Genomic DNA, 24,957 nt, shown 5'->3' on the forward strand with positions numbered 1-24,957 from the left:
ATTTCACGAACGTCTTGGGCGAAAGGATGACCATGTTGCAGGGCCGCGCGTGCGCGTTCCGGCGCACTCTCGCGCGTCGGTTGTTGTGGAGCTTGATGCTGGCGGCCAGCCTGCCGGCGATGATGCCGACGGGCACCGCCGTGGCGGCCGAGGCGCGCCACTACGAGGTGCCGGCCGGACCGCTGGGGGCGGCGCTCAGCCAGTTCGCGGGCATGGCGGGCGTGGTGCTGTCGTTCGATGCCTCCTGGCTGGCCGGCATGCGCAGCCCCGGGCTGCGCGGAATGTTCACGGTGCAGCAGGGCTTCAACACCTTGCTGGAGGCCAGCGGCTTCGAGGCCGTCCATGACGCGGGCATCTATTCCCTGCGGCGCAGCTCGATCGGCCAATCGATGTTGCCGACCATCACGGTCGAGGGCACGCGCGACCAGGATCCCAAGGACGAGACCTACCGGACCGCCGGTTCTCGCAGCGTGCTGACCCGCGAAGACATCGAGCGCAATCGCGGCACGTCGGTGGGCGACATCTTCCGCGACACGCCCGGCGTGCTGGTGGGCGAGCTTCGCAACAGCGGCGGACTGGACATCAACATCCGCGGCATGCAGGGGCAGGGCAGGGTGCCCGTCCTGGTGGACGGCGCCCGCCAGGAAACCACGGTATACCGGGGATACTCCGGCGCGGTCTCGCGCAGCTACATCGATCCCGACCTGATCGGCGGCATCCAGATCGACAAGGGCCCGACCCTGTCGGCCGAAGGCACCGGCGCCACCGGCGGGCTGGTCAGCATGCGGACCATCAAGGCCGAAGACATCGTGCGGCCCGGCCAGGATTTCGGCCTGCGCGTGCGCGGGCAGGCCATCGGCAACAACAGCGGCTCGCCCGTGGCGGCCGATACGCCGGCCGGGCTGTATACCGGCGGCACGCTGGGCGTTGCGCCGGTCTACCGCACCGATTGCGTGACGGCCGCCGCCTGCTCCGGGCGATACGCCCTGCCCGAGGAATGGGGCAACCCCGAGGGGCTGGACCGGCCCGGCACCTTCCGGCCCAGGAGCTATGCCGGCAGCCTGGCCATCGCCAAGCGCTGGGAGAAATTCGATCTGGTCGCGGCCTATGCGCAACGCGAGCAAGGCAATTACTACGCCGGCGCGCACGGCCCCTCGGCTTGGGTCGATGTTTCGAACCGGCGCAAATTGCCGTTCTATACCGAGGTTCGCCCCGAGGTCCGCGGGGCTTCGTATTTCCAGGCCGGCGAGCGCATTCCCGGCACCAACTACGAAAGCAGGTCCGCGCTGCTCAAGGGCACCGTCTACCTGCCGCAGGACCAGGAGCTCGAACTGAGCTACCTGCGCTATCGCAGCGTGTACAGCGAGATCATGCCTTCGCAGATCGTCCGTTTCGCCAACTTCGCGCCGATCACGCAGCCACGCAACAGCGACGTCACCGTCGACACCTACAGCAGCCGCTACCACTGGAATCCGGCCGGCATGCCCCTGCTGGACCTGCGCGCCAATCTTTGGCACACCCGCACTCGCGCCACCAACAACAGCCCCAGCGCGACCCAGCCCGATCTCTACAACAACGAGCGCGAGAAATACCGGCGCTGGGGGCTGACCCTGGAGAACACCTCCAGCCTGGATCATCGCGCCTGGGGCGAAAGCCAGTTGCGCTATGGCGTGGCCGGACAATGGGAGGATGTCGGCACCACGCCCCTGGCGCCGGACTTCCGGGGACTTGCGGGGAGGCAGGGCAGCCGCGACGAATACAGCGCGTTCGTGGCCTGGCTGTACAAGCCCGTGGAAACGGTGGCCCTGGACGTGGGCGTGCGCCATACCCGTTTCAAGTCGCATGACGACAAGCCCATCACGGTCCACGACCCGCAGAGCCCGAACTGCGTGGATGCCAATGGCGATGGCGCCTGCGATCCGCTGCCCAACCGCAACAAGCAAAGCGGCACCGCGCCGGTCATCAGCCTGAGCTGGGAGCCGGGCAAGCACGGCCTGCAGTTCTACGGCCGTTATGCCGAGGCCTACCGCATGCCCAGCCTGTTCGAGAGCACCTCCGGCTTTTCGTTCGATGCCGCGCCCGACGTCATCCTCAAGCCCGAACACACCAGAAGCAAGGAAGTCGGCGTCAACTATCTCAAGGACGGCATCCTGGCTGGCCGCGACAGATTGCGCCTGAAGCTGGCCTACTTTCGCAACCACACCAAGGACTACCTGACGCGTACGACTCCCAACCTGTGGGAAGAGGGCGGCGCGGGCGGCGAGCTGAGCCAGGCCTCCAACTTCACCATGCGCAACATCGACAGCGCGACCTTCAACGGGCTGGAGTTGTCGGGTTCGTACGACCTGGGCGTGGTGTTCACGCAATTCGGCGCCACCAAATACAACAAGATCGAGATCTGCCATACCGGCAGCTATCGGGCCGAGCGCTGCAACGACTACGGTATCGCCGGCAGCTACATCAACAACATGGTGCCGCCCAAGTGGCACGGCAGCATCACCCTGGGGGCGCGCCTGCTGGACTACCGGCTCGTACTGGGCGTGCGCGGCACCTTCATGGGCCGGCGCACCAATGCGCCGCGATACAACGACGACACCCAGCGCAGCTTCCTTTCCATCGTGCCCTGGCATGCCTACCGGGTGTTCGACCTGTTCGCCAGCTACCGGGTCAACGATCGCGTCAGCATCGATTTCAACCTCGACAACATCACCGACCGCTATTACCTCGACGCCCTGAGCCTGGGACTGATCCCCGCCCCGGGTCGCACGGCGCGAGTCAGCGTGACCTTGAGGTATTGAGACCTTGGATATTCCATTCAACCACCAGAGGGTTCCACAGCCATGATTCTTTCCTTGCGCAACCTCAGAGCGGGGCTGGCGGGCATCGCCGTCATGCTGCTTGCCGCATGCGGCGGTGGAGATGGCGGCGGCGCCGGCTCCGGCACCGCGCGGCCCACCGCCATCGCCACCGCCGACCGGACCAGCGTGCCCATCGGCACGGCCGTCACGCTCGACGGCAGCGCCAGCACCACGCCCAATGGCGGCACGCTGAGCTATGCGTGGACCTTGTCGGCCAAACCCGAGGGCAGCGGCGCGGTATTGTCCAACAAGGCCAGCGCCAGGCCGACCTTGACCCCGGACCTGCCGGGCGACTACGCGGCCGACCTGATCGTCAGCGACGGCACGTCCAGCGGCAGCGCGCGCGTGACCATCACGGCGACCAGCGTCAATCCGCTGGCAGTGGCCATTCCCGCGGAACAGACGGTATTGCGCGGCGCCACCGTCGTGCTGGACGGCAGCCACAGCCTCGCGCCCACCGGCGCGGCCGTGGGCGAGCTGCGGTATCAATGGACCCTGGTCGAGCAACCCGACAATGAGCTGATCACCGCCCTGAGAGACGCGACCAGCGCGAAGGCGAGTTTCCTTGCCGACCGGGTCGGCATCTACCGCGCCAGTCTCGTCGTGCGCCATGGAGACAAGACCAGCGAGCCGGCCGACGTCAGGATCACCGTCAATACCGGCAACAGCCTGCCGGTCGTTTCCATCACCGCGCCGGCGGATGCCGCGTACGACCGCAACGGCTACCTGGTCTTTGCCGGCACGCTGCGCCGGCCCGTGGTGCTCGACGGCAGCGGCAGCAAGGATCCCGACGGCGATGCGCTGGGCTACCGCTGGCGTTTCCCGACCACCGCCGCCATTCCGGTCGGCAGCAAGGCCACGATCGCCAATGCCGATAGCGCCAAGGCCGAATTCGTTCCCGACGTCGTCGGCAAGTACACCTTCGACTTCATGGCGTACGACGGACACGCCGCCACCACGCAGCGCGTGATCGTGAACGTCGCGAAAGCCGCGGACGATACCGTCAATACCGCTCCGGTGGCCGGCATCTCGGGCACCGGCGAATGCGAGCTCGGCGGCACCTCCATCTACTACCCCTATTGCACGATTGCCGCCTATGCCTCCCACGATCCTGAAGGCGATCCGCTGACCTACCAGTGGACCTACTGGAACCAGGCCACCCCGGGCGAGCGGCTGACGTCGACGGCCAGCTCCGTGGTGCTGGATGGCAGCAAGACGGGCAACTGGCGGTTCGAGCTCGTCGTCAGCGACGGCAAGCTGGACAGCGCGGTCGCGGACTATGCGCTCAGCATCAAGACGGGCGCCAATGTCGCACCGGTGGCCAGCGCCAAGGTGGACGTGGCCAAGATCCTGGTCGGCCAGACCATCACCTTCGACGGCAGTGCCAGCTCCGACAAGAACGGCGACCAGCTTTTCTACACCTGGACCCTGGAGCGCCCGGCCGGCAGCAGCGCCGTGCTGACCCAGAGCCAGAACGATCCCACCGCCAGCGTGGTGGCCGATAAGCCCGGTCCGTACATCGCCTTTCTGCAGGTCAAGGATTCCAAGGGAGCGATCAGCAACCGGGTGGGGGCGACGACCAGCGCCAGCGCCTTCGCCAAGGTGGGCAACAACCCGCCGGTACTGACGCGCCTTTCGCTTCAGAATCACTACATCTGGTATCCGAACGGCAATGGCGGCCTGGACAGCGGAACCACGCCGGGCCAGCCGGTGATCGCCGAGTCCGCCCCGATGTTTCTTACCTCGAACGTCCAATACATGTTCGACCCGGATCAGGACTCGCCGCTGTACTACGACATTTCTGTCATCAAGCAGCCCGAAGGCGCCAATTTCCCTTCCTATTCGTGCTCGACGGCCGCCGGGGAAAAGTGCCACCCCAATGGAAACGGCTTCGACCTTGCCGTGCCCGGCGAGTACGTGGTGGAGGCAAGGATCAGCGACGGGGTCGCCGTTTCCGACCCCAAACGCGTGGCTTTCACGGTCATCAAGGGACGTGAGAACTACCCGACGCTACTGCTGGAGCGGCTCCTGGCCAATGACCGCGATTCGGACGTGGAAGGCAACATCCAGTTGTTCTTTCCCTTCACGGCCGCCGCGAATGCGCGCTTCAGCAATGTCCAGCCGGTGGAAAGCGGCGCTACGTCATTGGCCGTCGAACGCTTTCGCCTGACGGCCTTCGACCGCGACTACACCATCGTGGACCTGGGCACGTCCTCGGTGGTCGAGGGCTATCAGCCCGTCTTCAACGGTCTTCGGAACAACCAGGTGATTCGCAAGGGCGACTCGGTGGAGTTTTCCCTGGAGCGTCCGCCCATCGCCAATGAAGCACAGCTCCATGCCGCATGGACGGCGTTGGGCAATACGGCCGAGGGCAATGCGGAGGGAGCGCGCCTGCAAAAGATCGTGGATGCCTATCAGTTCACGTGGTCCTTCCGGGTTGCGGAAAAGGAAGGCTACACCTTGCATCGGGGGCCGCTCAATTGAACGTTCGCGGCCGACTGGGGAGGCCGCGGCCCGGCGGGCGCCGGGCCGCCTGTCCGCGGCATTCCGCCACGGGCGTCCCGTGTGCCTGGCACACATCCAAGGAGTGATGATCATGAAGCAAGCACTGATTGCACTGGCCATTCTCGCCGTCTCCGGCGCGGCACAGGCGCAGACCTACGAGGTCGTGAGCGACAAGGCGGGCGTGGTGAATCTCGTCAACCTCGGACCCACCACCGTGGGTGGATTCCATGGCCCGATCGGCGCGCCGGGCATCGCGGCCGCCGGCACCAGCGACTACATCAGCCTGCAAAGCATCGAGTCGTTCACCCACGTCTCCGCGCTGGACCAGACCCTGGCCGGCACCAGCACCAACTGGGTCTTCACCTACCATCAGTTGGCGCCCGGCTTCATCCATACCGAGCCGGAACACGAGGGAGAGGAACCGCTGGCGGTCGGCCTGGACGGCATCAAGATTCCCGGCCTGGCCAAGAGCGTCTACTTCGGCATCGCCAGCGCGGATTCCGCCACGCCCGGCCTGGTCGACCACCAGGCGTGGTACGTGGGCGACAAGAAGGACCGCGTCCTGCCGTCGTCGTCGACCGACTATGTAGGCGTGGCCCTGGTGGCCACCCCGAGCACCGCCGTCAACGCACCGAGCGTCCTGCCTGGCCAGTTGACGGTGTCGTCGGGCGCCACATCCATTTCGGGGCAATTCACCGCGGGGAGCGGCACGGGCAAGAAAACGCTGGAAATCGCCGCTACCGGCGGCGCGGTTTTCAGCGGGACTGCCAAGTACTACGTGGGCACGACCGCTCCGGGCGCGACGAACGGCACCAGCCAGGGCCAATTCTTCGGTGATGCCGGCGCGAACGCCAGCGCGCTGGCCGGGGTTGCCAGCGGCACCTATCTCGGCACGGGCTATGTCGCTTCTTTCGGCGCGCGCCAGAAGTAAGCGGCACCCGTCTTTCCTGATGTCCACCAAAAAAGAAACCGCCGCCTGAGACGTTGGCGTGTGGTTTCTCCAGGCCCCGCTTTCGGATGGGGCCTGGTCGACTGGTATCGCGCCGGCCCCATGACCGTTTCATTTCCTCGCTTTCTCCGCTGGACCGCCTGGCTGTGGTGCCTGGGCCTGGGCTCCGCCTGGGCCCAGCAGGACACGGCTGACCGGCTCTGGCAGGGTGCCGAGCAGCAATCCCGGCAAATCCGCCGCCAGGCCGCGCCGTCCCGTCCCGATGGCCAGGGAGGCTGGGTCCACGAGTCCATGCTGTCGGCCTGGCAGGTTCCCGAAGCCCGGGTAGGGCAGCTTACGCTCGCGATCCTGAACGCCGTCAATCAGCACGACTGGTTCGGCGCGGACCGGCTGCTGCGCCAGTACCAACAGGTTCCCAGGCACGATCCGGCACTGTTCACGTTCGTTGAGGCCAGCCGCCTGGCGGCCCAGGGCGATCATGCCGACGCCATCGACCGCTACCGCCAGGTGCTGCAGGCAAACCCCTTGTTTACCCGAGGCGACCTGGACCTGGCACGCGTGCTGTTCATCGACAATCGCCTGCGCGATGCGCAGGCGATCTTCCAGCGGCTGCAGGCCCGGCCGCTTCCGCCGGAAATCGAGCGGCACGTCGCCGACTATCTGGCGGCCATCGAGCAGCGCACGCGCATGCGGATCACGCTGTCCCTGTCGGCGGTACGCGAGGACAATCTGAACAATGCTTCGACGATCGTGGATCCGTGCGCCCTGCGGTTCCTGGACGCATGCTTCGAGAACGTGCCGGGCCGCAAGGCCGCCGACACCGGCGCCTATTTCGAAGGCACCGTCAACAAGCTATGGCCGCTGGCGGGCAACCACGCCTTCATGCTGCGCAGCCTCAACTATGGCAACCGCTACCGGAACGAAGACGATTACGGCAACCTCGCATCGACCACTTACTTCGGTTACCAGTACGGGTCGGCGCGCAATCAGTTCCAGTTCCTGCCGCTGTTCGAATACGACCGCGAAGGCGGGCATAAGGCCTATCACGCCTTTGGTTTTCGAACCAGCATCAGCCGGCAGGTCAGCCCGCGCGCGATGCTCGAAGCCAGCTACGAATATAAGCATCGCCATTTTGCGCAGCGGCTGGAGAGCCTGCAAGGCGACTTTCGCAGCATAGGGCTGTTCGGGCAGTACGCCGTCCGCCCCGATCTTCTGGTGTACGGCAGCCTGTCCTGGCGCGAGAGCGAGGCGAACCTGGGCATCTTCGCCTACCGCGAAAAGAGCGCGCGTCTGGGAATCTACAAATCGTTCGGCGGCAAGGTGGCGGTCAACATGGCCTACGGCTACCGCCAGCGGCAGGCGGACGAGGCCGTCGCGCTATTCGGGAAGCGCCAGCGAGACCACGAGGGCAGCCTGTACGTGAGCGTGTCGCTGCCGGGCTACGCCTGGCAGGGGATGACGCCCACCATGAGCTACGAGTACCGCAAGAATCGCAGCAGCATCCCGCACCTTCATACCTACGAGAAGAACCGCCTCACGCTGGGCTTCACCAAGGTTTTCTGACGATGCTTCAACACCCTTTAACGGAATCCCCAACATGAAGATCCAACTCCGACACCTGCTTTTCCCGTGTCTGCTGCCCGTGCTGCTGGGCGGCTGCCTGTCCACCGCCCACGTTCGCGCCGTGCCGGACGAAAAGCGTCCGCAGGTGATCAGCCATGCCGAAGGCCTGGAGCGCGACCGGCAGGCCATCCTGGCGATGGTGGGCGAGTACCGGGTCGGCTTCAATTTCGAGGAAAGCGATCCCGCGCCTGGCTACGAGCCCAAGCGGCGCTACCGCAGCGGCGCCTACGAGATGGTGCTGGTGGCCGAGGACCAGGGCGACCGCATCGTGCTCCAGCACCTGCTGGTGCATCGCACCGCCGGCTTCGTGGTCAAGCACTGGCGGCAGGACTGGCACTACCAGGCGCCGGCGCGGCTGGAGTTCACCGAGAACCAGACCTGGCGCCTGCGTCCCATCGATCCGGCCATCACCAAGGGAGCCTGGACGCAGTGCGTCTACGAGGTCAGCGATGCGCCGCGCTACTGCGGCACCGGCAAGTGGACCTACGAGAACGACATTCCGACGTGGACCTCGGATGCCGGGTGGCGGCCGCTGCCGAGGCGCGAATATACCCGGCGCGCCGACTACAACGCGTTGGGCATCGTCAACACGCACCGCATCACGGCCGAGGGCTGGCTGCACGAACAGGCCAATCGCAAGGTGGTGCGCGAAGGCGAGCGGGAACGCGCAACACTGGTGCGCGAGACCGGCGTCAACGACTACCGCCGCATTACCGGCTTCAACTTCCGCAGCGGCCAGGTCTATTGGGACAACACTTCGGACTACTGGCGCCGCATCCGTGCCGAGTGGAGCCGGCGCATCGCCCTGGGGCAGGGGGTCAGGCTGAACTATCCGGTCGATGGCATGAAGATGATCATGAGCATGTACATCCAGTCCCAGCAGGCGTACAACGGCGTCGCGATCGGCGACGCCGACATCCGCGAGCTGTTCGATCCGTGGGTGTCGGCACCCTAGTCGGGGGCAGGGGCGCGGGGCGCCCGTCCGTTCAGGCGTACAGGCGCTCGCGCTCTTCGCCGCGGACCACGCGCAGGCGGCTGGCCGCCACGCCGGCGTTCAATTCGCGCACGCTGGCGTGCAGCCGGTCGGCGATCTCCGCCGAGAGCTGGTAGCCGGTCACGGCGTCGCCCGAGATCTGCGCATCGGCGGCAAACACCGCGCTCAGGATATGGCGCGCGCCCAGCGCGTTCAGCACGGGACGCAGGGCATAGTCCACGGCCAGCAGGTGGGCCGGCGAGCCCCCCGTGGCCAGTGGCAGGACGATCTTGCCTTGCAGCGCGGTCTGGGGAAGCAGGTCCAGGAAGGTCTTCAGGATCCCGCTGTAGGCTGCCTTGTAGATGGGCGTGGCGATGACCACGGCATCGGCCGAAGCCAGGGACCGGAGCGCGGCGGCGATGCGGGTATCGGCGGTGTCGGCCGCCAGCAGGGCCTGGGCGGGCAGGTCGCGTACGTTCAGCGAGCGGATCGCGTAGCCCGCCTGTTGCAGGTGCGCGTCCAGGGTCCGGGCCAGCAGGGTCGAACGCGAGACGGCCGAGGGGCTGCCGGTAATGGTCAGGATCGAGTACATGGCGGGCTGCTGAATGTCGAGGCTGTCACCATAAGCCCGCGCCCGCCGGAACCCAACCAAGAAATTCGCATTTGCTCAGAAGCTGAACGCACAAGCGGCGCGTTCACATCTGCTCACGAACCGAACCATCCGCTTGCGATGCCCGGCTTGTGTCCGTCCCGCGGCGCTCATATCTTCCGGTTATTGGCTTATGTGGAAAACGCCGATGGATCTCGTCGTCGCCACCCGCGACGGGCTGTATTGCCCGCCCGGTCGCTTCCATATCGATCCGTGGCGCCCCGTCGAGCGGGCGGTGATCACCCATGCCCACGCCGATCATGCCCGCCCGGGGCACGGCGCCTACCTGGCCGCCGCGGCGGGAGAACAGGTGTTGCGCATCCGGCTGGGCGACATCCCGCTGCAGACACTGGAATATGGGCGGGCGGTGGAGCTGGACGGGGTCAAGGTATCGCTGCATCCCGCCGGCCACGTACTGGGTTCGGCCCAGGTACGCATCGAGTACCGCGGCGAGGTCTGGGTGGCCTCGGGCGACTACAAGCTCGAGGCCGACCCGACCTGCGCGCCCTTCGAACCGGTGCGCTGCCATGTCTTCATCACCGAGTCGACCTTCGGCCTGCCCATCTATCGCTGGCCCGGCCGCGAGGCGCTGTTCGGCGAGGTGAACGACTGGTGGCGGCGGAACGCCCAGGCGGGGCGCGCCTCGGTGCTGTTCTGCTACGCCTTTGGCAAGGCGCAGCGCATCCTGGCCAGCGTGGACCCTGCCATCGGACCTGTCGTCGCGCATGGCGCCGTGGCCGCCATCGACGACGGCTATCGCCGTAGCGGCGTCCGGCTGCCGCCCGCCTTGCGCATGGCCGATGTCGCCGACAAGTCCACGCTGCGGCAGGCGCTGGTGCTGGCGCCGCCTTCGGCCCAGGGTTCGCCCTGGATCAAGCGTTTCGGCGACCATTCCGACGGCTACGCCAGCGGCTGGATGCGGGTGCGGGGCAACCAGCGGCGCAAGGGCGTGGACCGTGGCTTCGTGCTGTCCGACCATGCGGACTGGCCTGCCCTGCAGCGTGCCGTCGACGCCACCGGAGCGCAGCGGGTTTTCGTTACCCATGGCAGCGCGCATGCCATGGTGCGCTGGCTGCGCGAGCGCGGCCTGGATGCGGAGACGTTCGCTACCGAGTACGGCGATGAAGACGACGGCGACACCGGCGATCTCGTGGCAGGGGCGGACGAAACATGAAGGCCTTCGTCGATCTTTATGTCGCGCTCGAGGCCACGACCTCCAGTCTGGGCAAGCGCGCGGCCATGCTCGACTATCTGCGCCAGGCGCCGCCGGCCGATGCCGCCTGGGCGGTGTATTTCCTGGCGGGCGGCAAGCCGCGGCAACTGGTGCCGGCCAAGCTGTTGAAGGACTATGCGCGCGAGGCCGCCGGCATTCCCGAATGGCTGTTCGAGGAAAGCTACCAGGCCGTGGGAGACCTGGCCGAGACCATCGCCTTGCTGCTGCCCGACACGCCGCATGCCGACGATGCCAGCCTGGCCGCATGGATGGAGCACAGTCTGCTGCCGTTGCGCGGCATGGATCCCGGACCCTTGAAGCCCCGCTTGCTGGAGGCCTGGGGCCGGCTCGACACGCGCGGCCGGCTGGTCTTCACCAAGCTCATTACCGGCAGTTTCCGCGTGGGAGTGTCGCGGCTGCTGGTGACGCGCGTCCTGGCCGAGCTGGCCGGGGTGGATGCCAAGGAGGTCGCCCAGCGCATGGTGGGCTATACCGATCTGAACGCGCGGCCGTCGGCCCAGGGCTATCTGGCCCTGATCGCCGCCGAGGCGCCGGCTGGCCGCCAGGAAAGCGGAATGCCGTATCCGTTCTTCCTTGCCCATTCCTTGCAGGCGGACATCGCGGATTTCGATCGCCTGCTGGGGTCGGCGGCCGATTGGCTGGTGGAGTGGAAGTGGGACGGCATCCGGGCGCAACTGGTGCGGCGCGCGAGTGGAGCGTGGCTGTGGTCGCGCGGCGAGGAGCTGGTCAGCGACCGTTTCCCCGAGCTGCTCCAGGCCGCGGCGGCCTTGCCTGAAGGAACCGTATTGGACGGCGAGATCGTCGTCCACAAGGAGGGCAGGGTGCAGCCCTTCGCGCAATTGCAGCAGCGGATAGGCCGCAAGACGCTGACGCCGCGGATCCTGCGCGACGTACCCGTGGCGCTGCTGGCCTACGACCTGCTGGAACGGGAGGGCCAGGACTGGCGCGCCCGGCCCCAGCGCGAGCGGCGCGCCGCGCTGGACGCGCTGCTGGCCGCCGCGGGAGTTCCCGTGTTGCTGCCCAGTCCGCTGCTTGGGGAAAGTTCCTGGGAAGACTACGCCCGGCTGCGCGAGAGTTCGCGCGAGCGCGGCGTGGAAGGCATGATGCTCAAGCAAGCCGGCGGCAGCTACGGCGTGGGGCGCAGCAAGGACGTGGGGCTGTGGTGGAAGTGGAAGGTGGACCCCTATTCGATCGACGCCGTGCTGATCTACGCCCAGAAGGGGCACGGCCGCCGCGCCAGCCTGTACACCGACTACACCTTCGCCGTCTGGGATGCGCCGCCGGGGACGCCCGGGCGCGGGCTGGTGCCGTTCGCCAAGGCTTATTCCGGCCTGACCGACGACGAGATCCGCAAGGTGGATGCCGTCGTGCGCAAGACCACGCAGGAAATCTTCGGACCGGTCCGCAGCGTGCTGCCTACCCTGGTATTCGAATTGGGGTTCGAAGGGATCGCGCGCAGCGCGCGCCACAAGAGCGGCATCGCCGTGCGCTTTCCGCGCATGTTGCGCTGGCGGCAGGACAAGCCGGTGGAGGAGGCCGACACGCTGGAAACGCTGTCCGCGCTGCTGCCCTCGGCGCCGGCCGGGACGTGATGCCCGGGGGCTCATTCCAGGGAGCCATAAGCGTCTGCCCAAAAATTCGTTGACCGAACCAGGCGCCGCGCATAACCTAATCCTGAATCGCACAGGTTGTCCATATTGCGAACAATTGATCGAGGATGCCGGAATGCAGAATGCGTTCATGATGATGAAGAGAATGACGGCCGGCGCGACAGCTGTCCTGGCTCTCGTGGCGGGACAGGCGTCGGCGCAGGGATTCCCTGTCAAGCCGGTGCGGATCGTCGCCCCTTATGTGCCCGGCGGAACGGTGGATGCCCTGTCGCGCGCGCTTGCCGCGCAGTTGTCCGAGGAGTTCGGCCAGCAAGTGGTGGTCGAGAACCGGGCGGGGGCGTCCGGCAACATCGGCGCGGAATATGTCGCCGGCGCCGAGCCCGATGGCCACGTGCTGCTTCTGACGGCCAGCACGGTCATCGTCAATCCGCTCGTGATGAAAGAGAAGCAGCGCTTCGACCTGCACAAGGACTTCACGCCCATCGGCATGGTGGCCAGCACGCCGCTGGTCTTCGTCGTTTCGCCGCAGAGCGGCATCGAGACCGTGGGCGATTTCATCAAGCAGGCCAAGGCGCATCCGGACAAGATCAACTTCGGTGTGGGCGGCTTCGGCTCCGGCGGCCATCTGGCCATGGAAACCTTCAACGTCCGCGCCGGCACGTCGATCCCCATGGTGATCTACAAGGGATCCGCTCCCGCGCTGACCGACATCGTGGGCGGCCAGCTCAGCGCGATCATGGATCCCGTGTTGACCACCTTGCCCTTCGTCAGCACCGGCCGCCTGAAGGCCATCGCTGTGACGGGCGAGCGCCGCAGCGCGCTGCTGCCTTCGGTGCCCACCCTGAGCGAGGCAGGGGTGCCGAACATGGACTTCGTTTCGTGGTACGGCATGTGGGGGCCCGCCGGCATACCGGAGGCCGTGTCCCGGCGCGTCCAGGCCGGCCTGACCAAGGTGCTGGGGTCGCCGCAGTTCAAGGCCTGGCTGGACAAGCAGGGGATGGTGGCCGGCACGGTCACGGGCAAGCAGTTCGGCGACTACGTCCGGCAGGAAAGCAAGAAGTACGCGCAGGCCGTCGCGGACGCGAAGATCGAACCCAAGTGAACGGGACGGAGGAAGCAAGGGTGGCCGGACGCAAGAAGACCTTCCACGGCGTGTCCGTCGGGATCCTGATGGTCAAGACCGGGTTTTGCCGCCTGCCGGGCGATGTCGGCCACGCGGGCACCTGGGACTTTCCCGTGCAGTACCGCGTCGTCGAGGGCGCGACGCCGGACAAGATGATGGCGCTCGAGTCGTCGGGGCTGCTGGACGAGTTCAAGGCCGCGGCGCTGGACCTCGTCGCCGGCGGGGTGGACGGCATCGCCACGACCTGCGGTTTCCTGGCCTTGTACCAGCGGGAACTGACGGCCGCCTGCGGCGTGCCGGTAGCCTCCAGCAGCCTGCTGCAGGTGCCGCTGGCGCAGCGCCTGATCGCGCCGGACAAGCGGGTGGGGATCCTGACCTTCAGCCGCGAGAGCCTGCATGCCTCGCATCTGGAGGCGGTGGGCGTGGCGGCCGACACGCCGGTGGAGGGCATGCCGGCCGACTCGGTGTTCGTCACGTCCATCAAGTCGGGCGATACCGTGCCGCGCTTCGAGGCGATGCGCGCCGAAGTGCTCCAGGCGGCGGAGCGCCTGCTGGGCAGCCATCCGGACGTGGGCGCCATCGTGTCCGAGTGCGCCAACATGACGCCGTTCAGCGCCGACATCGCCGAACGCTTCGGCATCCCGGTGTTCGACGGCGTGTCGATGATCAACTGGTTCCAGGCGGGGCTGCGGCCGCGCCGCTACCCCTCGGTCTAGCCGGTGCGTGTCAGCCGTGCTGCAGCGCGGCCGACACGTTTTCGCAGGCCCGGTACAGGTGCTGCGCCAGCGACGAACCCGTGTCCAGGCAGTCGTCCAGGTCCAGGCCGGAGACGACGATGGCGCCGAGCGCCGCCGGGCCCCGTCCATGGAAGGGGCAGGCGAGCGAGGCCAGTCCGCGCTTGTAGTGGCCGACGGTGGCGCAGAACCCTCCCGCCTGGCGGATTTTCCGCAGCGCGGGGCGGACCTTGTCGTAACGGGCCTGGCCCAGCGTGGCCAGGCACAGATCATCGGGATACGTGGACAGGATGGATTTGCCGCTGGCGCAGTCGTCGATGGGGAACTGGTTGCCGATGTCGATGATGACGTTCATCGGCGTGCGCGGCGTCCAGATGCGTTCGACGATGATGACCCGGTCGCGCGCCGGCACCGAGATCGACACCAGCGCCGAACGTCCGTGCAGGACTTTTTCCTGCAGCTCGACCGCGTAGGGCAGCGCCGCGCGCCGCACGTTGAGCCGGCTGGCATGCGCCGTGGCGAACAGCAGGCACTCGGGGCCCAGCGCATAGACGCCGTCGTCGGCCGTGACCATGTCCCAGTGCACGAGCGTCTTGAGCAGGCGATGGACGGTGGTTCGTTCTATGCCCGTGCGGCGGGACAGGTCCAGCGCCGTGGCGCCTTGCGGCGTGCTGGCCAGTTCGCGCAGCACGATGAAGGCACGGTCTACGGATTGCACGCGGCCGGTGCCTTCGGCGTCCGGCGGGCGGTGTTCTGGCGTCGTCTGCAAGGCTAGGGCCTGTTCACGCTAAAGGAGGTTCAGTCTTGGCGGGCGGCGATCGCGTCCTGGATCTTCCGGGTCAACACTTTACCGTAATGGGAGCGCGGCAGGGCGTCCATGAACACCAGGCGCTTGGGGCGCTTGTGCGCGGACAGGCGCTCCCGGCAGAAGGCCGCCAGCTCGTCGCCGCCCGGATGGGTGCCGGGCCGCGCGACGACGGCCGCGGCGACGATCTCGCCCCATTCGGGGTCGGCGATGCCGACGACGGCGGCTTCGAGGATGGACGGATGGCTGCACAGCACCTGTTCCACCTCGGCCGGCTGCACCGATTTGCCGCCCGTGCGAATGATGGCCTTGGCCCGTCCCTGTATGCGCAGCCGCCCCTGGTCATCGAGGCAGCCCAGGTCGCCGGTATGGAACCATCCGTCGTCCAGGACGGCCGCCGTCAGCCCGGGCTGGTTCCAATAGCCTCGCATGACGTGGGCGCCGCGTATCAGCACTTCGCCGACCGTTCCCGGTGGCAAGGGGGCCTGGCCGTCGCCGATGGCGATGTCGGCGCGGTCGGTGGTGGGGCCGACCAGGCCGAGCGTGCCGGCCGGATCGGCCAGCAGTTCGGAGGCGGCGGGCGGAGGCCGGTAGCAGGTCCACGGCGCTTCGGTCAGGCCGTAGATGACGGAGAAGACGGGGCCGAAAGCGGCCACCGCCTGTTCGAACAGTTCCGGCGGCATGGCGGCGGCGCCGATTTCGATGCACGACAGCGAGTCGAGACCGGCGCGCTCGCCGGACAATACCCGGAGGATGCGGACCAGGTGCGTCGGAACCAGCGAGGTGCAGGTCGGCCGGTAGCGTGCCACCAGGTCGAGAAAACGCCGGGGCTCGAAGTGTGCGCCGAGGATGAGCGTGCCGCCCTGCAGCAGATGGGCCAGCAGCGAAATCGCCGCGATCGGCCAGAGCGGCCGCACGTTCAGCATCCGGTCGCCCGTCCACGGCGCGCGTGCCGCGATGATGTTGTGGAGCGCCGCGCAATAGCTGCCGTGTGTGTGCACCACGGCCTTGGGCAGGCCCGTGGTGCCGCCCGTGTAGTTCAGCGCCGCGACCCAGTCCGGCTCGCAGCAGACGGGTGGGGGCGCATCGGGCGGGACGGACCCGGCGGCGTCGGCCAGGCTGTCGAGCGGACGAGCCTCGACCCCGCAGGCGGCCAGATCCGGCCGCAATGCTTGCACGCGATCCGCATGGGAAGGGCAGTACAGCAGCACTTTTGCGCCGGCGTCGCGCAACTGCGCGAGCTGTTCGGCCGGATCCAGAGCGGGATCCAGCGAGACCCTGACGCGGCCCGCGCTCATGACGCCATAGTCCGCGAACAGGAAGTCGGGCGTGGCGTCTCCCAGCAGCGCGATACGGTCGCCCGGCCGGGTGTCGCAGGCCGCGAGCAGCCGGCGCGAGAAGGCGAACACTTCGTCCACCAGCTCCGGAAAGCCATAGCGCCGGCCGCTGTCCGCATCGATCAGGGCACAGCGGTCGGGCCAGGCCCGGCGGGCTTGTTCGAGAAGCGCAGGAAGGGTCATGGCGGCGGATGGGAGAGGGTATGTTCATAATAAACACAAGTTGTGCTCTATACAAACTATTCCTAGAATCCCGTCTGAACCTGCCTCGACGCGCGCGGCATGGAAAGGAGCATCGATGAGCATCGAATTCGAAGCCGCCGGCGACGGCGTATTCGTCGTCACCCTGAATCGTCCCGAACGTTTGAATGCCCTGGATGCCGCGCACAAGGCGCGGCTGGGCGACATCTGGCGCGAGGCCGAGGCGCGCGACGACGTGCGCGCGATCATGCTGCGCGGCGCGGGGCTGAAGGCATTCTCGGCGGGGTCGGACTTCAAGGAAATGAAAGCCACGGGACGAACGGTGGACACCGACACCCTGGCCAACGCCATTCCCTCGGTGGGCGTGGAGCTGACCAAGCCGGTCGTGGCGGCGCTGCACGGCTATGTGATCGGCTTCGGACTGACGCTGGCCATCCATTGCGACATGCGCGTGGCCGCGCCGGACGCGCGCCTGGCCTTTCCCGAGGTCGAGCACGGCATGCTGTCCGGCATCAGCGACATCACCTTGCCGGGCCTCGTGGGCGAGGCCGCCGCGCTGGAGATCATGCTGACGGGGCGGGCCTATACGGCCGATGAAGCGCGCGAGATCCGGCTGGTCAACCGGATCGCGCCGGACCCCCATGCCGAGGCGCTGGAACTGGCGCGCGCGCTGGCGGGCAATTCGCTCAGCGCCACCAGGCTGACCAAGAAGCTGGTGCTGGCCGAGCGGCGCGCGGCCATTGCGCGCCATCTGCAACTCGTTGCCCAGGCGCGAGTGGATATCGCGCAGTCCGGCCGCCATGCATCGGTGGTGGACGGCGGCGGCGCGCAGCCGCGAGCCAGGATGGATTGACGGTGACGGAGAAAACGAAAGCACCCGCCTGGTTCGAGCACGCGCTGGCCCAGCGCCCCGAATCGCGTTTCGTCCTGGCGGACGGCGCGCGCCTGCACTACCTGGGATGGGGACTGGAACACGCCTCGCGGCCGGGACTGCTGTTCGTCCACGGTTACCGGGCGCATGCGCACTATTGGGATTTCATCGCGCCTTGCTTCGCCGACCGCTATCGCGTGGCCGCCATCGACCTTGCCGGCATGGGCGACAGCGAGCGCCGCCCGGCGTACAGCGCGGCAAGCTTTGCCGCGGATATCGCCGCGGTCATCGCCGATGCCGGGCTGGGGCCGGCGGCCGTGGTCGGGCACAGCTTCGGCGGTGCCCGCGCGTTGCGGGCCGCGGCGGATTTCCCGGACCGCATCCGGCACGTGGTGGCGATCGACAGCATCTGCCGGTTCGCCGACAGTCCGCCCAGTTCGGCGGCACCGCCCCGGCGACCGCGTCTCGATCCCTATCCGGATTTCGCCAGCGCCAGGGCGCGCTATCGGCTCACGCCGGAGCAGCCGTGCGACAACGATTTCCTGCTGGATCACGTGGCGCGCTTCTCGCTGCGCCCGCAAGGGCAGGGCTGGATCTGGAAATTCGATTCCGGCTTGCCGCCCGGTCCGCACGAGCCCGACATGGAGGGCCTGCTGCGCGGACTGGAGATTCCCGTGGACTACGTGCGCGGCGAGTTCAGCACCGTGATCCGCCCACAGGACGCGGAACGCATCGTGGCCTGCCTGCGGCATGGGCGTGGGCCCGTCGTGATACCGCAGGCCTATCACTATCTGATGCTGGACCAGCCGCTGGCGCTGGTGGCGGCGCTGCGGGCGCTGCTGGCGCGGCCGTGAAGCGCGCCCCGCGCGTTGCACGCGGGGCGCGGATGCCGCTTACTCGACAGCCTTGACCATGTCCTCGACGACCTTCTTCGCGTCGCCGAACACCATCATGGTCTTGTCCAGGTAGAACAGCTCGTTGTCCAGGCCCGCGTAGCCCGCCGCCATCGACCGTTTGTTGACGATGATGGTGCGCGCCTTGTAGGCCTCGAGGATGGGCATGCCCGCGATGGGGGACTTGGGATCGTTCTTCGCGGCGGGGTTCACCACGTCGTTCGCGCCCAGCACCAGCACCACGTCGACCTGGCCGAACTCGGAGTTGATGTCCTCCATTTCGAACACCTGGTCATAGGGCACCTCGGCTTCAGCCAGCAGCACGTTCATGTGCCCCGGCATGCGGCCGGCCACCGGGTGGATCGCGTACTTCACGTTCACGCCCTTCTCGGTCAGCTTGGTGGTGAGTTCCTTCAGCGCGTGCTGCGCGCGCGCCACGGCCAGGCCGTAGCCGGGCACGATCACCACGGTCTCGGCGTTGGTCAGCATGAACGACGCGTCGTCGGGGCTGCCCGACTTGACGCTGCGCTGCTGCTGGTCGCCCGTCGCGGCGGCCGCCGAGGCGTCGCCGCCGAAGCCGCCCAGGATCACGTTGAAGAACGACCGGTTCATCGCCTTGCACATGATGTAGGACAGGATCGCGCCCGACGAGCCCACCAGCGAACCGGCGATGATCAGCATGGGGTTGTTGAGCGAGAAGCCGATGCCCGCCGCGGCCCAGCCGGAATAGCTGTTCAGCATCGATACCACGACGGGCATGTCGGCGCCGCCGATGGGGATGATGATGAGCACGCCCAGCACGAAGGCAATGGCCGTCATGATGACGAACGGGGTCCATTCCTGGGTGACCGCGAACCAGATGCCGCATCCGACCATCACGAGGGCCAGCAGCAGGTTCAGCATGTGCTGGCCGGCGAACACCACCGGCGCGCCGCGGAACACGCGCAGCTTGTAGCGCCCCGACAGCTTGCCGAAGGCGATGACCGACCCCGAGAAGGTGATCGCGCCCACGAAGGTGCCGATGAACAGCTCGATGCGGTTGCCGGTGGGGATGGGAATGCCCGGATCGGCGATGCCGAAGGCGTGCGGCTCGGCCACCGCCGCGATGGCGATGAACACCGCGGCCAGGCCGATCATGCTGTGCATGAAGGCGACCAGCTCGGGCATCTTGGTCATTTCCACGCGCTTGGCCATGATGGTGCCGGCGGTGCCGCCGACCAGCAGGCCCAGCACGACCCAGCCCAGGCCGGCCAGGGGCTCGGCGGCGAGCTTGCCGATCAGGGCGGCGGTGGTCAGCACGGCGATGGCCATGCCGACCATGCCGAAGGTATTGCCCATGCGCGAGGTCGTGGGGTGCGACAGGCCCTTGAGCGCCTGGATGAAGCACACCGAGGCGACCAGGTAGAGCAGGGTGACGACGTTGAGCGATAGCATCAGCGGGCCTCCTGCTTGGCGGCGTCGGCCGGGGCGGCCTTGGGCTTCTTGCGGAACATCTCGAGCATGCGCCGCGTGACCAGGAAGCCGCCGAACACGTTGACCGCGGCCAGCGCGACGGCCAGCACGCCCATGGTCTTGCCCAGCCCGGTGTCGGTCAGCGCCGCGGCCAGCATGGCGCCGACGATGATGATGGCGGAGATGGCGTTGGTGACGGCCATCAGCGGCGTGTGCAGGGCGGGCGTGACGTTCCAGACGACGTGGTAGCCCACGTAGATGGCCAGCACGAAGATGATGAGGTTGATGATGGTGTGGTCGATGAGTTCCATTACTTGTTCCTCAGCACGCGGTTGGCATCGCACACCATGCAGGCGGCGACGATCTCGTCTTCGCGCTGGATGGCGGGGGCGCCGTCCTTGGCGACCACCAGCTTCAGGAAGTCCAGCAGGTTGCGGGCGTACAGGGCGGACGCGTCGGTCGCCACCTGCGCGGCGAGGTTGGTGTAGCCGACGATCTTCACGCCATGTGCATCGACCACCTGGTCGGGCCGGGACAGCGGGCAGTTACCGCCGCGTTCCACGGCCAGGTCGACGATGACCGAGCCCGGCTTCATGCCGGCCACGGTTTCCTCGCTGACCAGCACGGGCGCGGGGCGGCCCGGGATCAGCGCGGTCGTGATGACGATGTCGGCCTGCTTGCAGCGTTCGGCCACCAGCGCCGCCTGGCGCGCCATCCATGCCGGCGGCATGGGGCGAGCGTAGCCGCCCACGCCCTGGGCGATCTCGCGTTCCTCGTCGGTCTCGTAGGGCACGTCGATGAACTTGGCGCCCAGCGATTCGATCTGCTCCTTGGCCGCGGGGCGCACGTCGGAGGCCTCGACCACCGCGCCCAGCCGCTTGGCGGTGGCGATGGCCTGCAATCCCGCCACGCCCGCGCCCAGCACGACGACGCGCGCGGCCTTGACGGTGCCGGCGGCGGTCATCAGCATGGGCATGAAGCGGCCGTAGTGATCGGCCGCGACGATGACCGCCTTGTAGCCCGCGATGTTGGCCTGCGAGGACAGCACGTCCAGGCTTTGCGCGCGCGTGATGCGCGGCGCGGCCTCGAGCGAGAAGCCGGTCACGCCGGTGGCGGCCAGTTTTTCCAGGCCTTCCGCGTCGAAGGGGTTGAGCATGCCCAGCAGGATCTGGCCCGCACGCAGCAGCGCGAGTTCGGACTCCTGCGGGGCCTGGACCTTCAGCACCAGTTCTGCCTGGGCGTAGACCTGGGCGGCGTCGGGCACCAGCGTGGCGCCCGCGGCAGCATAGGCTTCGTCGGGGAAGCTGGCCTGCCGCCCGGCGCCGGCTTGCACCAGTACCTGGTTGCCGCCTGCCGACAGTTTTTTCACGGTTTCCGGCGTTGCGGCAACACGTGTCTCCCCCGGCCGGATTTCAGTCGGGACCCCAATCTTCATGAGATTCTCCTCGTTGCGTTGTGGCGGTAGAACGCAAGGGCGTTGCCGTCTTGCGCGGCCAATGGCGATTCCCCTCGCGTCCCCCGGAGCATCCTAGCATGCCCTGTCAAATCGGCCGCGCACGGCCAGGCCGGCGCGTCCGGCCTGGCGGTCATCCCCTGGTTGACGGGTTGTATGATAACCGGGCAATATGTGCGCCTGGTTTTTTTCACGCTTACGTCGTCGCATGTCATCCACTCCCTTGCGCAGCAGCAACCTGGCCGAACAGCTCAGCGAAGTGCTCGCCACGCAAATCGTGTCGGGCGAACGCGAGGCCGGCAGCCGCCTGCCCACCGAAGAACGCCTGGCCGCCGATTTCGGCGTCAGCCGCACCGTGGTGCGCGAGGCCATCGCGCGCCTGAAGTCCGACGGCCTGGTCACCACCCGCCAGGGGCTGGGGGCCTTCGTCGCGGCCACGCCCGCGGGCCGGCCGTTCCGCATCGGCGGCGACCGGCAAGAGGCGAATGCCGTCGTGCAGCAGGTGTTCGAACTGCGCATAGGCGTGGAGACCGAGGCCGCGGCGCTGGCCGCCGCCCGCGCCACCGCGGCGCAGATCAAGGACATCCGCCAGGCGCTCAAGGTCCTGAACGTGGCCAGCCAGCGCGGTGGCGACGGCGTCGAGGAAGACATCCTGTTCCACCGGGCCATCGCGCGCGCCGCCAACAATCCGGTCTACGACGATTTCTTCGAGTTCCTGGAGCGCCACACGCGCAACCAGCTTTCCATCAGCCGCCGCAATTGCGAGCTGGCCGGCTGGCTGACCGATATCACGATGGAGCACGAGGCCATCTACGAGGCCATCGCCGCGCACGACCCCACCGCCGCCCGCCAGGCCGCCCATGCGCACATGAGCAACGCGATGGCCCGCCTGCAACGCATCCAATCTCATTGACCCAAGGAAGAGAGACATGTCCGCACCTCCCCGCCTGCAAGGCCTGCTTGCCCCGGTCGTCACGCCGTTCCAGCCCGACATGCTGCCCGATGCCGGCCGCTTCGCCCGCCACTGCCAGTGGCTGCTCGACAGCGGCTGCGCCGGCCTGGCCATCTTCGGCACCAACAGCGAGGCCAACTCGCTGTCGGCCGCCGAGAAGATCGAATTGATGGGCAAGCTCGTGGCCGACGGCATCCCCGGCGCCAAGCTGATGCCCGGCACCGGCGCGTGCTCGGTGCCCGAGGCCTCGCAACTGACCGCCGCCGCCGTCAAGCACGGCGCGGCCGGGGTCCTGATGCTGCCGCCGTTCTTCTACAAGGGCGTGCCCGACGAAGGCCTGTTCCGCTACTACAGCCAGGTCATCGAGAACGTCGGCGACTCGGCGCTGCGCGTCTACCTGTATCACATCCCGCCCGTGTCGCAGGTGCCCATTTCGCTGCCGCTGATCGAGCGCCTGATCAAGGCTTACCCCGACACCGTCGTGGGCCTGAAGGATTCGTCCGGCGACTGGAATTACTCCAAGTCCGTCATCGACGCCTTCGCCTCGACCGGCTTCGACGTCTTCCCCGCCAGCGAAACGCTGCTGCTGCGCGGCCTGCGCGCGGGCGGCAAGGGCTGCATCACCGCCACCGGCAACATCAACCCGGGCCCCATCAGCCAGCTCTACGCCAACTGGCAGGGTCCCGACGCCGAGGCCCTGCAGCAGAAAGTCACCCAGACCCGCGAGCTGGTGCAGAAGTATTCGATGATCCCCGCGCTCAAGGCGGTCATCTCGTACTTCATGCAGGATCCGGCCTGGCGCGCCGTGCGTCCGCCGCTGGTCGAGATGCCCGGCCAGCAGGAAGCCGAGCTGATCGGCAAGCTGGAAGAACTGGGCTTCGACATGCCCGGAATCCGATAGGCGCTTCCAGATCCCGGGCGCGGCGGGGAAGGCGTCAGTTCGCCACGATCCCCGCGCCGCGCACGAAGGGGGTGAAGACCTTCAGGTCGTGCTCCACCGTCGCGGTCAGGCGGCCCGGCTTTCCTCCCACGACCTGTTGCAGTCCGTTGTCCTCCAGGCGCCCGCGCACCTCGGGCATGTGCAGGACGGCGTCGATCTCGGCATTCAGGCGGTTGACGATATCCGGCGCGGTGGCCGAGGGGGCAAAGATCCCGGTCCAACTGCGGACCGAATAGGACGGATAGCCCTGCCGGGCGACGGGCACGACGGAGGCATCGGTGGGGTGGGGGGTGTCGTCCAACAAGGCGACGGGCAGCAGGGCGCCGGCCTTGAAATGGGGGGCCAGGTCCTGATAACCCGCGATGATGAACTGGATGTGCCCGCCTATCGTGTCCGCCAGCGCGGGCGCGGTCCCGCGATGGGGCACGAACGTCATGTCGACCTTCAGCTCATGCTTGAGCATTTCCCCCGCGACGTGCATGGTTGAACCGGCTCCCGAGCCGGTATAGATCGTATTGGCGTGGGTCGTGGCGAACTGCTTGAGCTGTGCCAGGGAGCGTACCTGGGTGGACGGATGCGCGGCCAGCACCAGCCAGCTCGTCGTGGGCTGGATCACGGGAACGAAATCGCGCCGGACGTCGTAGGGCACGACTCCCTTTTGCAGGACGAGCGGAGCCAGGCTGAACGTGCTCGGTGTCAGCAGCAGGGTATGGCCGTCGGCGGGAGCGCGGAAAACATGTGCCGCTCCCATCGTTCCGCTTGCACCCTGGCGGTTCTCCACGACCACCGGGCGTCCGAGCCGGGGCGCCAGTTTTTCCGCGATGACCCGGGCAACCTGGTCGGGGCCGCCGCCGGCGGGGAAGGGCACGACCAGGGTGATGGGTTTCGTGGGAAAATCGGCCGCATGAAGCGGCGCCAGGCTCGCCAGGGCGAGCGCGACACAGGCGGAATGTCGCAGCGTTCGCAGGAAGGTTCTGCGCACGACGTCATGCTGTTTCTTCAACCACATCATTTTTCCTTTGGTAATGGATGGGAAGGCCGCCCTCCGCGGCACGGGTCCGTCGAAACAAGGATGGCTAAAATTCCTTTTATTGGGAATTTTGGCCATTGTGGCAGGGCTGCCATTTCCCTTCAAGCGGAATGAACATGACTAAGACAAGGCCACAGAAGCGAAGCGCGGGCCGGCCGGAGGCGGGATCGGGCGACAAGCAGGCCGATATCATCGAGGCGACGCTGTCCATCCTGAGGACGACTCATCCGGACGCCGTGACGGTGATCGAGGTGGCGCGGCATGCCGGCGTGGATCCCGCGATGGTCCGCTATTACTTCAAGAACAAGGAAGGCCTGTTCGTGGCCGCCGCGAAGACGCTCATGGGTCGGCTGCTGGCGCGCGCCACCGAGATCGTCCAGGGAGAAGGCGAGATCGGCCCGAAGATCCAGGAGCGGCTCAAGGGCATGCTGACCATCCTGGTCGAGAATCCCTTCCTTCATACCTTGTTGAACCGGGTGTATTCCTCCGAGTCGGCGGAAGGCCGGCAGCTCATGGCGGACGTCAACGGGCGCAGCATGGTGCTGATGGGCGACCTGCTCCGGGCGCGGCCGGGCGATCCCGTTCGCGCCATCGACCCGCGCATCCTGCAATGCGCGCTCATCGGCCTGAGCGAGGTGCTGCTGAACGCCAGGCCGCTGATCGAATACATGTTTGGCGTGGAGGCCGACAGCCAGGACTTCGTCGATCGCTACGCCGCCGCCATGGCGGATCTGCTCCTGCGCGGACTGGCGCCTGGTTGACAGC

Annotated in this window: 21 protein-coding genes; 14 read left to right on the forward strand and 7 right to left on the reverse strand. The window is 67.4% G+C overall.

Going from position 1 to position 24,957, the window contains the following annotated elements:
- Nucleotides 1-26 precede the first annotated feature (26 nt).
- The 5 genes from EGT29_RS06450 (at nucleotide 27) to EGT29_RS06470 (ending at nucleotide 8,890) form a co-directional block, all read left to right on the forward strand.
- On the forward strand, nucleotides 27-2,798 hold the full coding sequence (locus EGT29_RS06450) for a TonB-dependent receptor (RefSeq protein WP_238160312.1): 2,772 nt from the start codon (nucleotides 27-29) through the stop codon (nucleotides 2,796-2,798).
- Between the two features lie 54 nt (nucleotides 2,799-2,852).
- The gene (locus EGT29_RS06455; RefSeq protein WP_124688242.1) at nucleotides 2,853-5,342 is read left to right on the forward strand and encodes a PKD domain-containing protein; all 2,490 of its coding nucleotides are present in this window, start codon (nucleotides 2,853-2,855) and stop codon (nucleotides 5,340-5,342) included.
- 112 nt (nucleotides 5,343-5,454) lie between these two features.
- Complete coding sequence (locus EGT29_RS06460) at nucleotides 5,455-6,294, forward strand: hypothetical protein (RefSeq protein ID WP_124688243.1); 840 nt, start codon at nucleotides 5,455-5,457, stop codon at nucleotides 6,292-6,294.
- 120 nt (nucleotides 6,295-6,414) lie between these two features.
- Nucleotides 6,415-7,875, forward strand: coding sequence for a porin family protein (locus tag EGT29_RS06465; protein WP_124688244.1), 1,461 nt, complete (start codon nucleotides 6,415-6,417; stop codon nucleotides 7,873-7,875).
- A 34-nt stretch (nucleotides 7,876-7,909) separates the two neighbouring features.
- A complete protein-coding gene (locus tag EGT29_RS06470) occupies nucleotides 7,910-8,890 on the forward strand; it encodes a DUF6607 family protein (RefSeq protein ID WP_202865594.1) in 981 nt (326 codons plus the stop codon).
- Between the two features lie 31 nt (nucleotides 8,891-8,921).
- Here the strand turns inward: EGT29_RS06470 and ssuE are convergent, their stop codons facing one another.
- Nucleotides 8,922-9,500 (reverse strand): NADPH-dependent FMN reductase, encoded by a 579-nt coding sequence (gene ssuE, locus EGT29_RS06475; RefSeq protein ID WP_124688245.1) that lies wholly within the window; start codon nucleotides 9,498-9,500, stop codon nucleotides 8,922-8,924.
- Nucleotides 9,501-9,705: 205 nt separating this feature from the next.
- Here ssuE and EGT29_RS06480 point away from each other — a divergent pair, with 205 nt between their 5' ends.
- From EGT29_RS06480 to EGT29_RS06495, 4 genes are all read left to right on the forward strand, one after another.
- Nucleotides 9,706-10,731 (forward strand): ligase-associated DNA damage response exonuclease, encoded by a 1,026-nt coding sequence (locus EGT29_RS06480; protein ID WP_124688246.1) that lies wholly within the window; start codon nucleotides 9,706-9,708, stop codon nucleotides 10,729-10,731.
- The gene (locus EGT29_RS06485) at nucleotides 10,728-12,383 is read left to right on the forward strand and encodes an ATP-dependent DNA ligase (RefSeq protein WP_124688247.1); all 1,656 of its coding nucleotides are present in this window, start codon (nucleotides 10,728-10,730) and stop codon (nucleotides 12,381-12,383) included. The genes EGT29_RS06480 and EGT29_RS06485 overlap by 4 nt, the downstream gene beginning before the upstream one ends.
- A gap of 148 nt (nucleotides 12,384-12,531) precedes the next feature.
- On the forward strand, nucleotides 12,532-13,503 hold the full coding sequence (locus EGT29_RS06490; RefSeq protein ID WP_161567718.1) for a tripartite tricarboxylate transporter substrate binding protein: 972 nt from the start codon (nucleotides 12,532-12,534) through the stop codon (nucleotides 13,501-13,503).
- 20 nt (nucleotides 13,504-13,523) lie between these two features.
- Nucleotides 13,524-14,240, forward strand: coding sequence for an aspartate/glutamate racemase family protein (locus tag EGT29_RS06495; RefSeq protein ID WP_124688249.1), 717 nt, complete (start codon nucleotides 13,524-13,526; stop codon nucleotides 14,238-14,240).
- 10 nt (nucleotides 14,241-14,250) lie between these two features.
- Here the strand turns inward: EGT29_RS06495 and EGT29_RS06500 are convergent, their stop codons facing one another.
- Together EGT29_RS06500 and EGT29_RS06505 are read right to left on the reverse strand one after the other, a co-directional pair.
- A complete protein-coding gene (locus tag EGT29_RS06500) occupies nucleotides 14,251-14,976 on the reverse strand; it encodes an IclR family transcriptional regulator (protein ID WP_202865596.1) in 726 nt (241 codons plus the stop codon).
- An 80-nt stretch (nucleotides 14,977-15,056) separates the two neighbouring features.
- The gene (locus EGT29_RS06505; protein WP_124688251.1) at nucleotides 15,057-16,583 is read right to left on the reverse strand and encodes a class I adenylate-forming enzyme family protein; all 1,527 of its coding nucleotides are present in this window, start codon (nucleotides 16,581-16,583) and stop codon (nucleotides 15,057-15,059) included.
- Between the two features lie 115 nt (nucleotides 16,584-16,698).
- Between EGT29_RS06505 and EGT29_RS06510 the strand changes: the two genes are divergently transcribed.
- Entirely contained in the window at nucleotides 16,699-17,454 is a 756-nt protein-coding gene (locus EGT29_RS06510; RefSeq protein ID WP_124688252.1) for an enoyl-CoA hydratase/isomerase family protein, read from the forward strand.
- A gap of 2 nt (nucleotides 17,455-17,456) precedes the next feature.
- Entirely contained in the window at nucleotides 17,457-18,326 is an 870-nt protein-coding gene (locus EGT29_RS06515; protein WP_202865597.1) for an alpha/beta fold hydrolase, read from the forward strand.
- A gap of 39 nt (nucleotides 18,327-18,365) precedes the next feature.
- Here EGT29_RS06515 and EGT29_RS06520 read toward each other — a convergent pair whose 3' ends face one another.
- The 3 genes from EGT29_RS06520 to EGT29_RS06530 are packed head-to-tail and all read right to left on the reverse strand — an operon-like array spanning nucleotide 18,366 to nucleotide 21,252.
- Nucleotides 18,366-19,799, reverse strand: coding sequence for an NAD(P)(+) transhydrogenase (Re/Si-specific) subunit beta (locus EGT29_RS06520; protein WP_124688254.1), 1,434 nt, complete (start codon nucleotides 19,797-19,799; stop codon nucleotides 18,366-18,368).
- A complete protein-coding gene (locus EGT29_RS06525) occupies nucleotides 19,799-20,128 on the reverse strand; it encodes an NAD(P) transhydrogenase subunit alpha (protein ID WP_124688255.1) in 330 nt (109 codons plus the stop codon). Before EGT29_RS06525 ends, EGT29_RS06520 begins: the two co-directional genes overlap by 1 nt.
- The gene (locus EGT29_RS06530; protein WP_124688256.1) at nucleotides 20,128-21,252 is read right to left on the reverse strand and encodes a Re/Si-specific NAD(P)(+) transhydrogenase subunit alpha; all 1,125 of its coding nucleotides are present in this window, start codon (nucleotides 21,250-21,252) and stop codon (nucleotides 20,128-20,130) included. Before EGT29_RS06530 ends, EGT29_RS06525 begins: the two co-directional genes overlap by 1 nt.
- A gap of 226 nt (nucleotides 21,253-21,478) precedes the next feature.
- Here EGT29_RS06530 and EGT29_RS06535 point away from each other — a divergent pair, with 226 nt between their 5' ends.
- Nucleotides 21,479-22,183, forward strand: coding sequence for a FadR/GntR family transcriptional regulator (locus EGT29_RS06535; protein ID WP_161567719.1), 705 nt, complete (start codon nucleotides 21,479-21,481; stop codon nucleotides 22,181-22,183).
- A gap of 16 nt (nucleotides 22,184-22,199) precedes the next feature.
- Entirely contained in the window at nucleotides 22,200-23,123 is a 924-nt protein-coding gene (locus EGT29_RS06540) for a dihydrodipicolinate synthase family protein (RefSeq protein WP_124688258.1), read from the forward strand.
- A gap of 34 nt (nucleotides 23,124-23,157) precedes the next feature.
- Here EGT29_RS06540 and EGT29_RS06545 read toward each other — a convergent pair whose 3' ends face one another.
- Nucleotides 23,158-24,171 carry a tripartite tricarboxylate transporter substrate binding protein gene (locus tag EGT29_RS06545; RefSeq protein ID WP_161567720.1) on the reverse strand — a complete coding sequence of 338 codons (1,014 nt, stop codon included), beginning with the start codon at nucleotides 24,169-24,171 and terminating at the stop codon, nucleotides 23,158-23,160.
- Between the two features lie 137 nt (nucleotides 24,172-24,308).
- Between EGT29_RS06545 and EGT29_RS06550 the strand changes: the two genes are divergently transcribed.
- Nucleotides 24,309-24,953, forward strand: coding sequence for a TetR/AcrR family transcriptional regulator (locus EGT29_RS06550; protein WP_161567721.1), 645 nt, complete (start codon nucleotides 24,309-24,311; stop codon nucleotides 24,951-24,953).
- Nucleotides 24,954-24,957: the final 4 nt, after the last annotated feature.

The organism is Pigmentiphaga sp. H8 (assembly GCF_003854895.1).
Taxonomy (GTDB): Bacteria; Pseudomonadota; Gammaproteobacteria; order Burkholderiales; family Burkholderiaceae_B; genus Pigmentiphaga.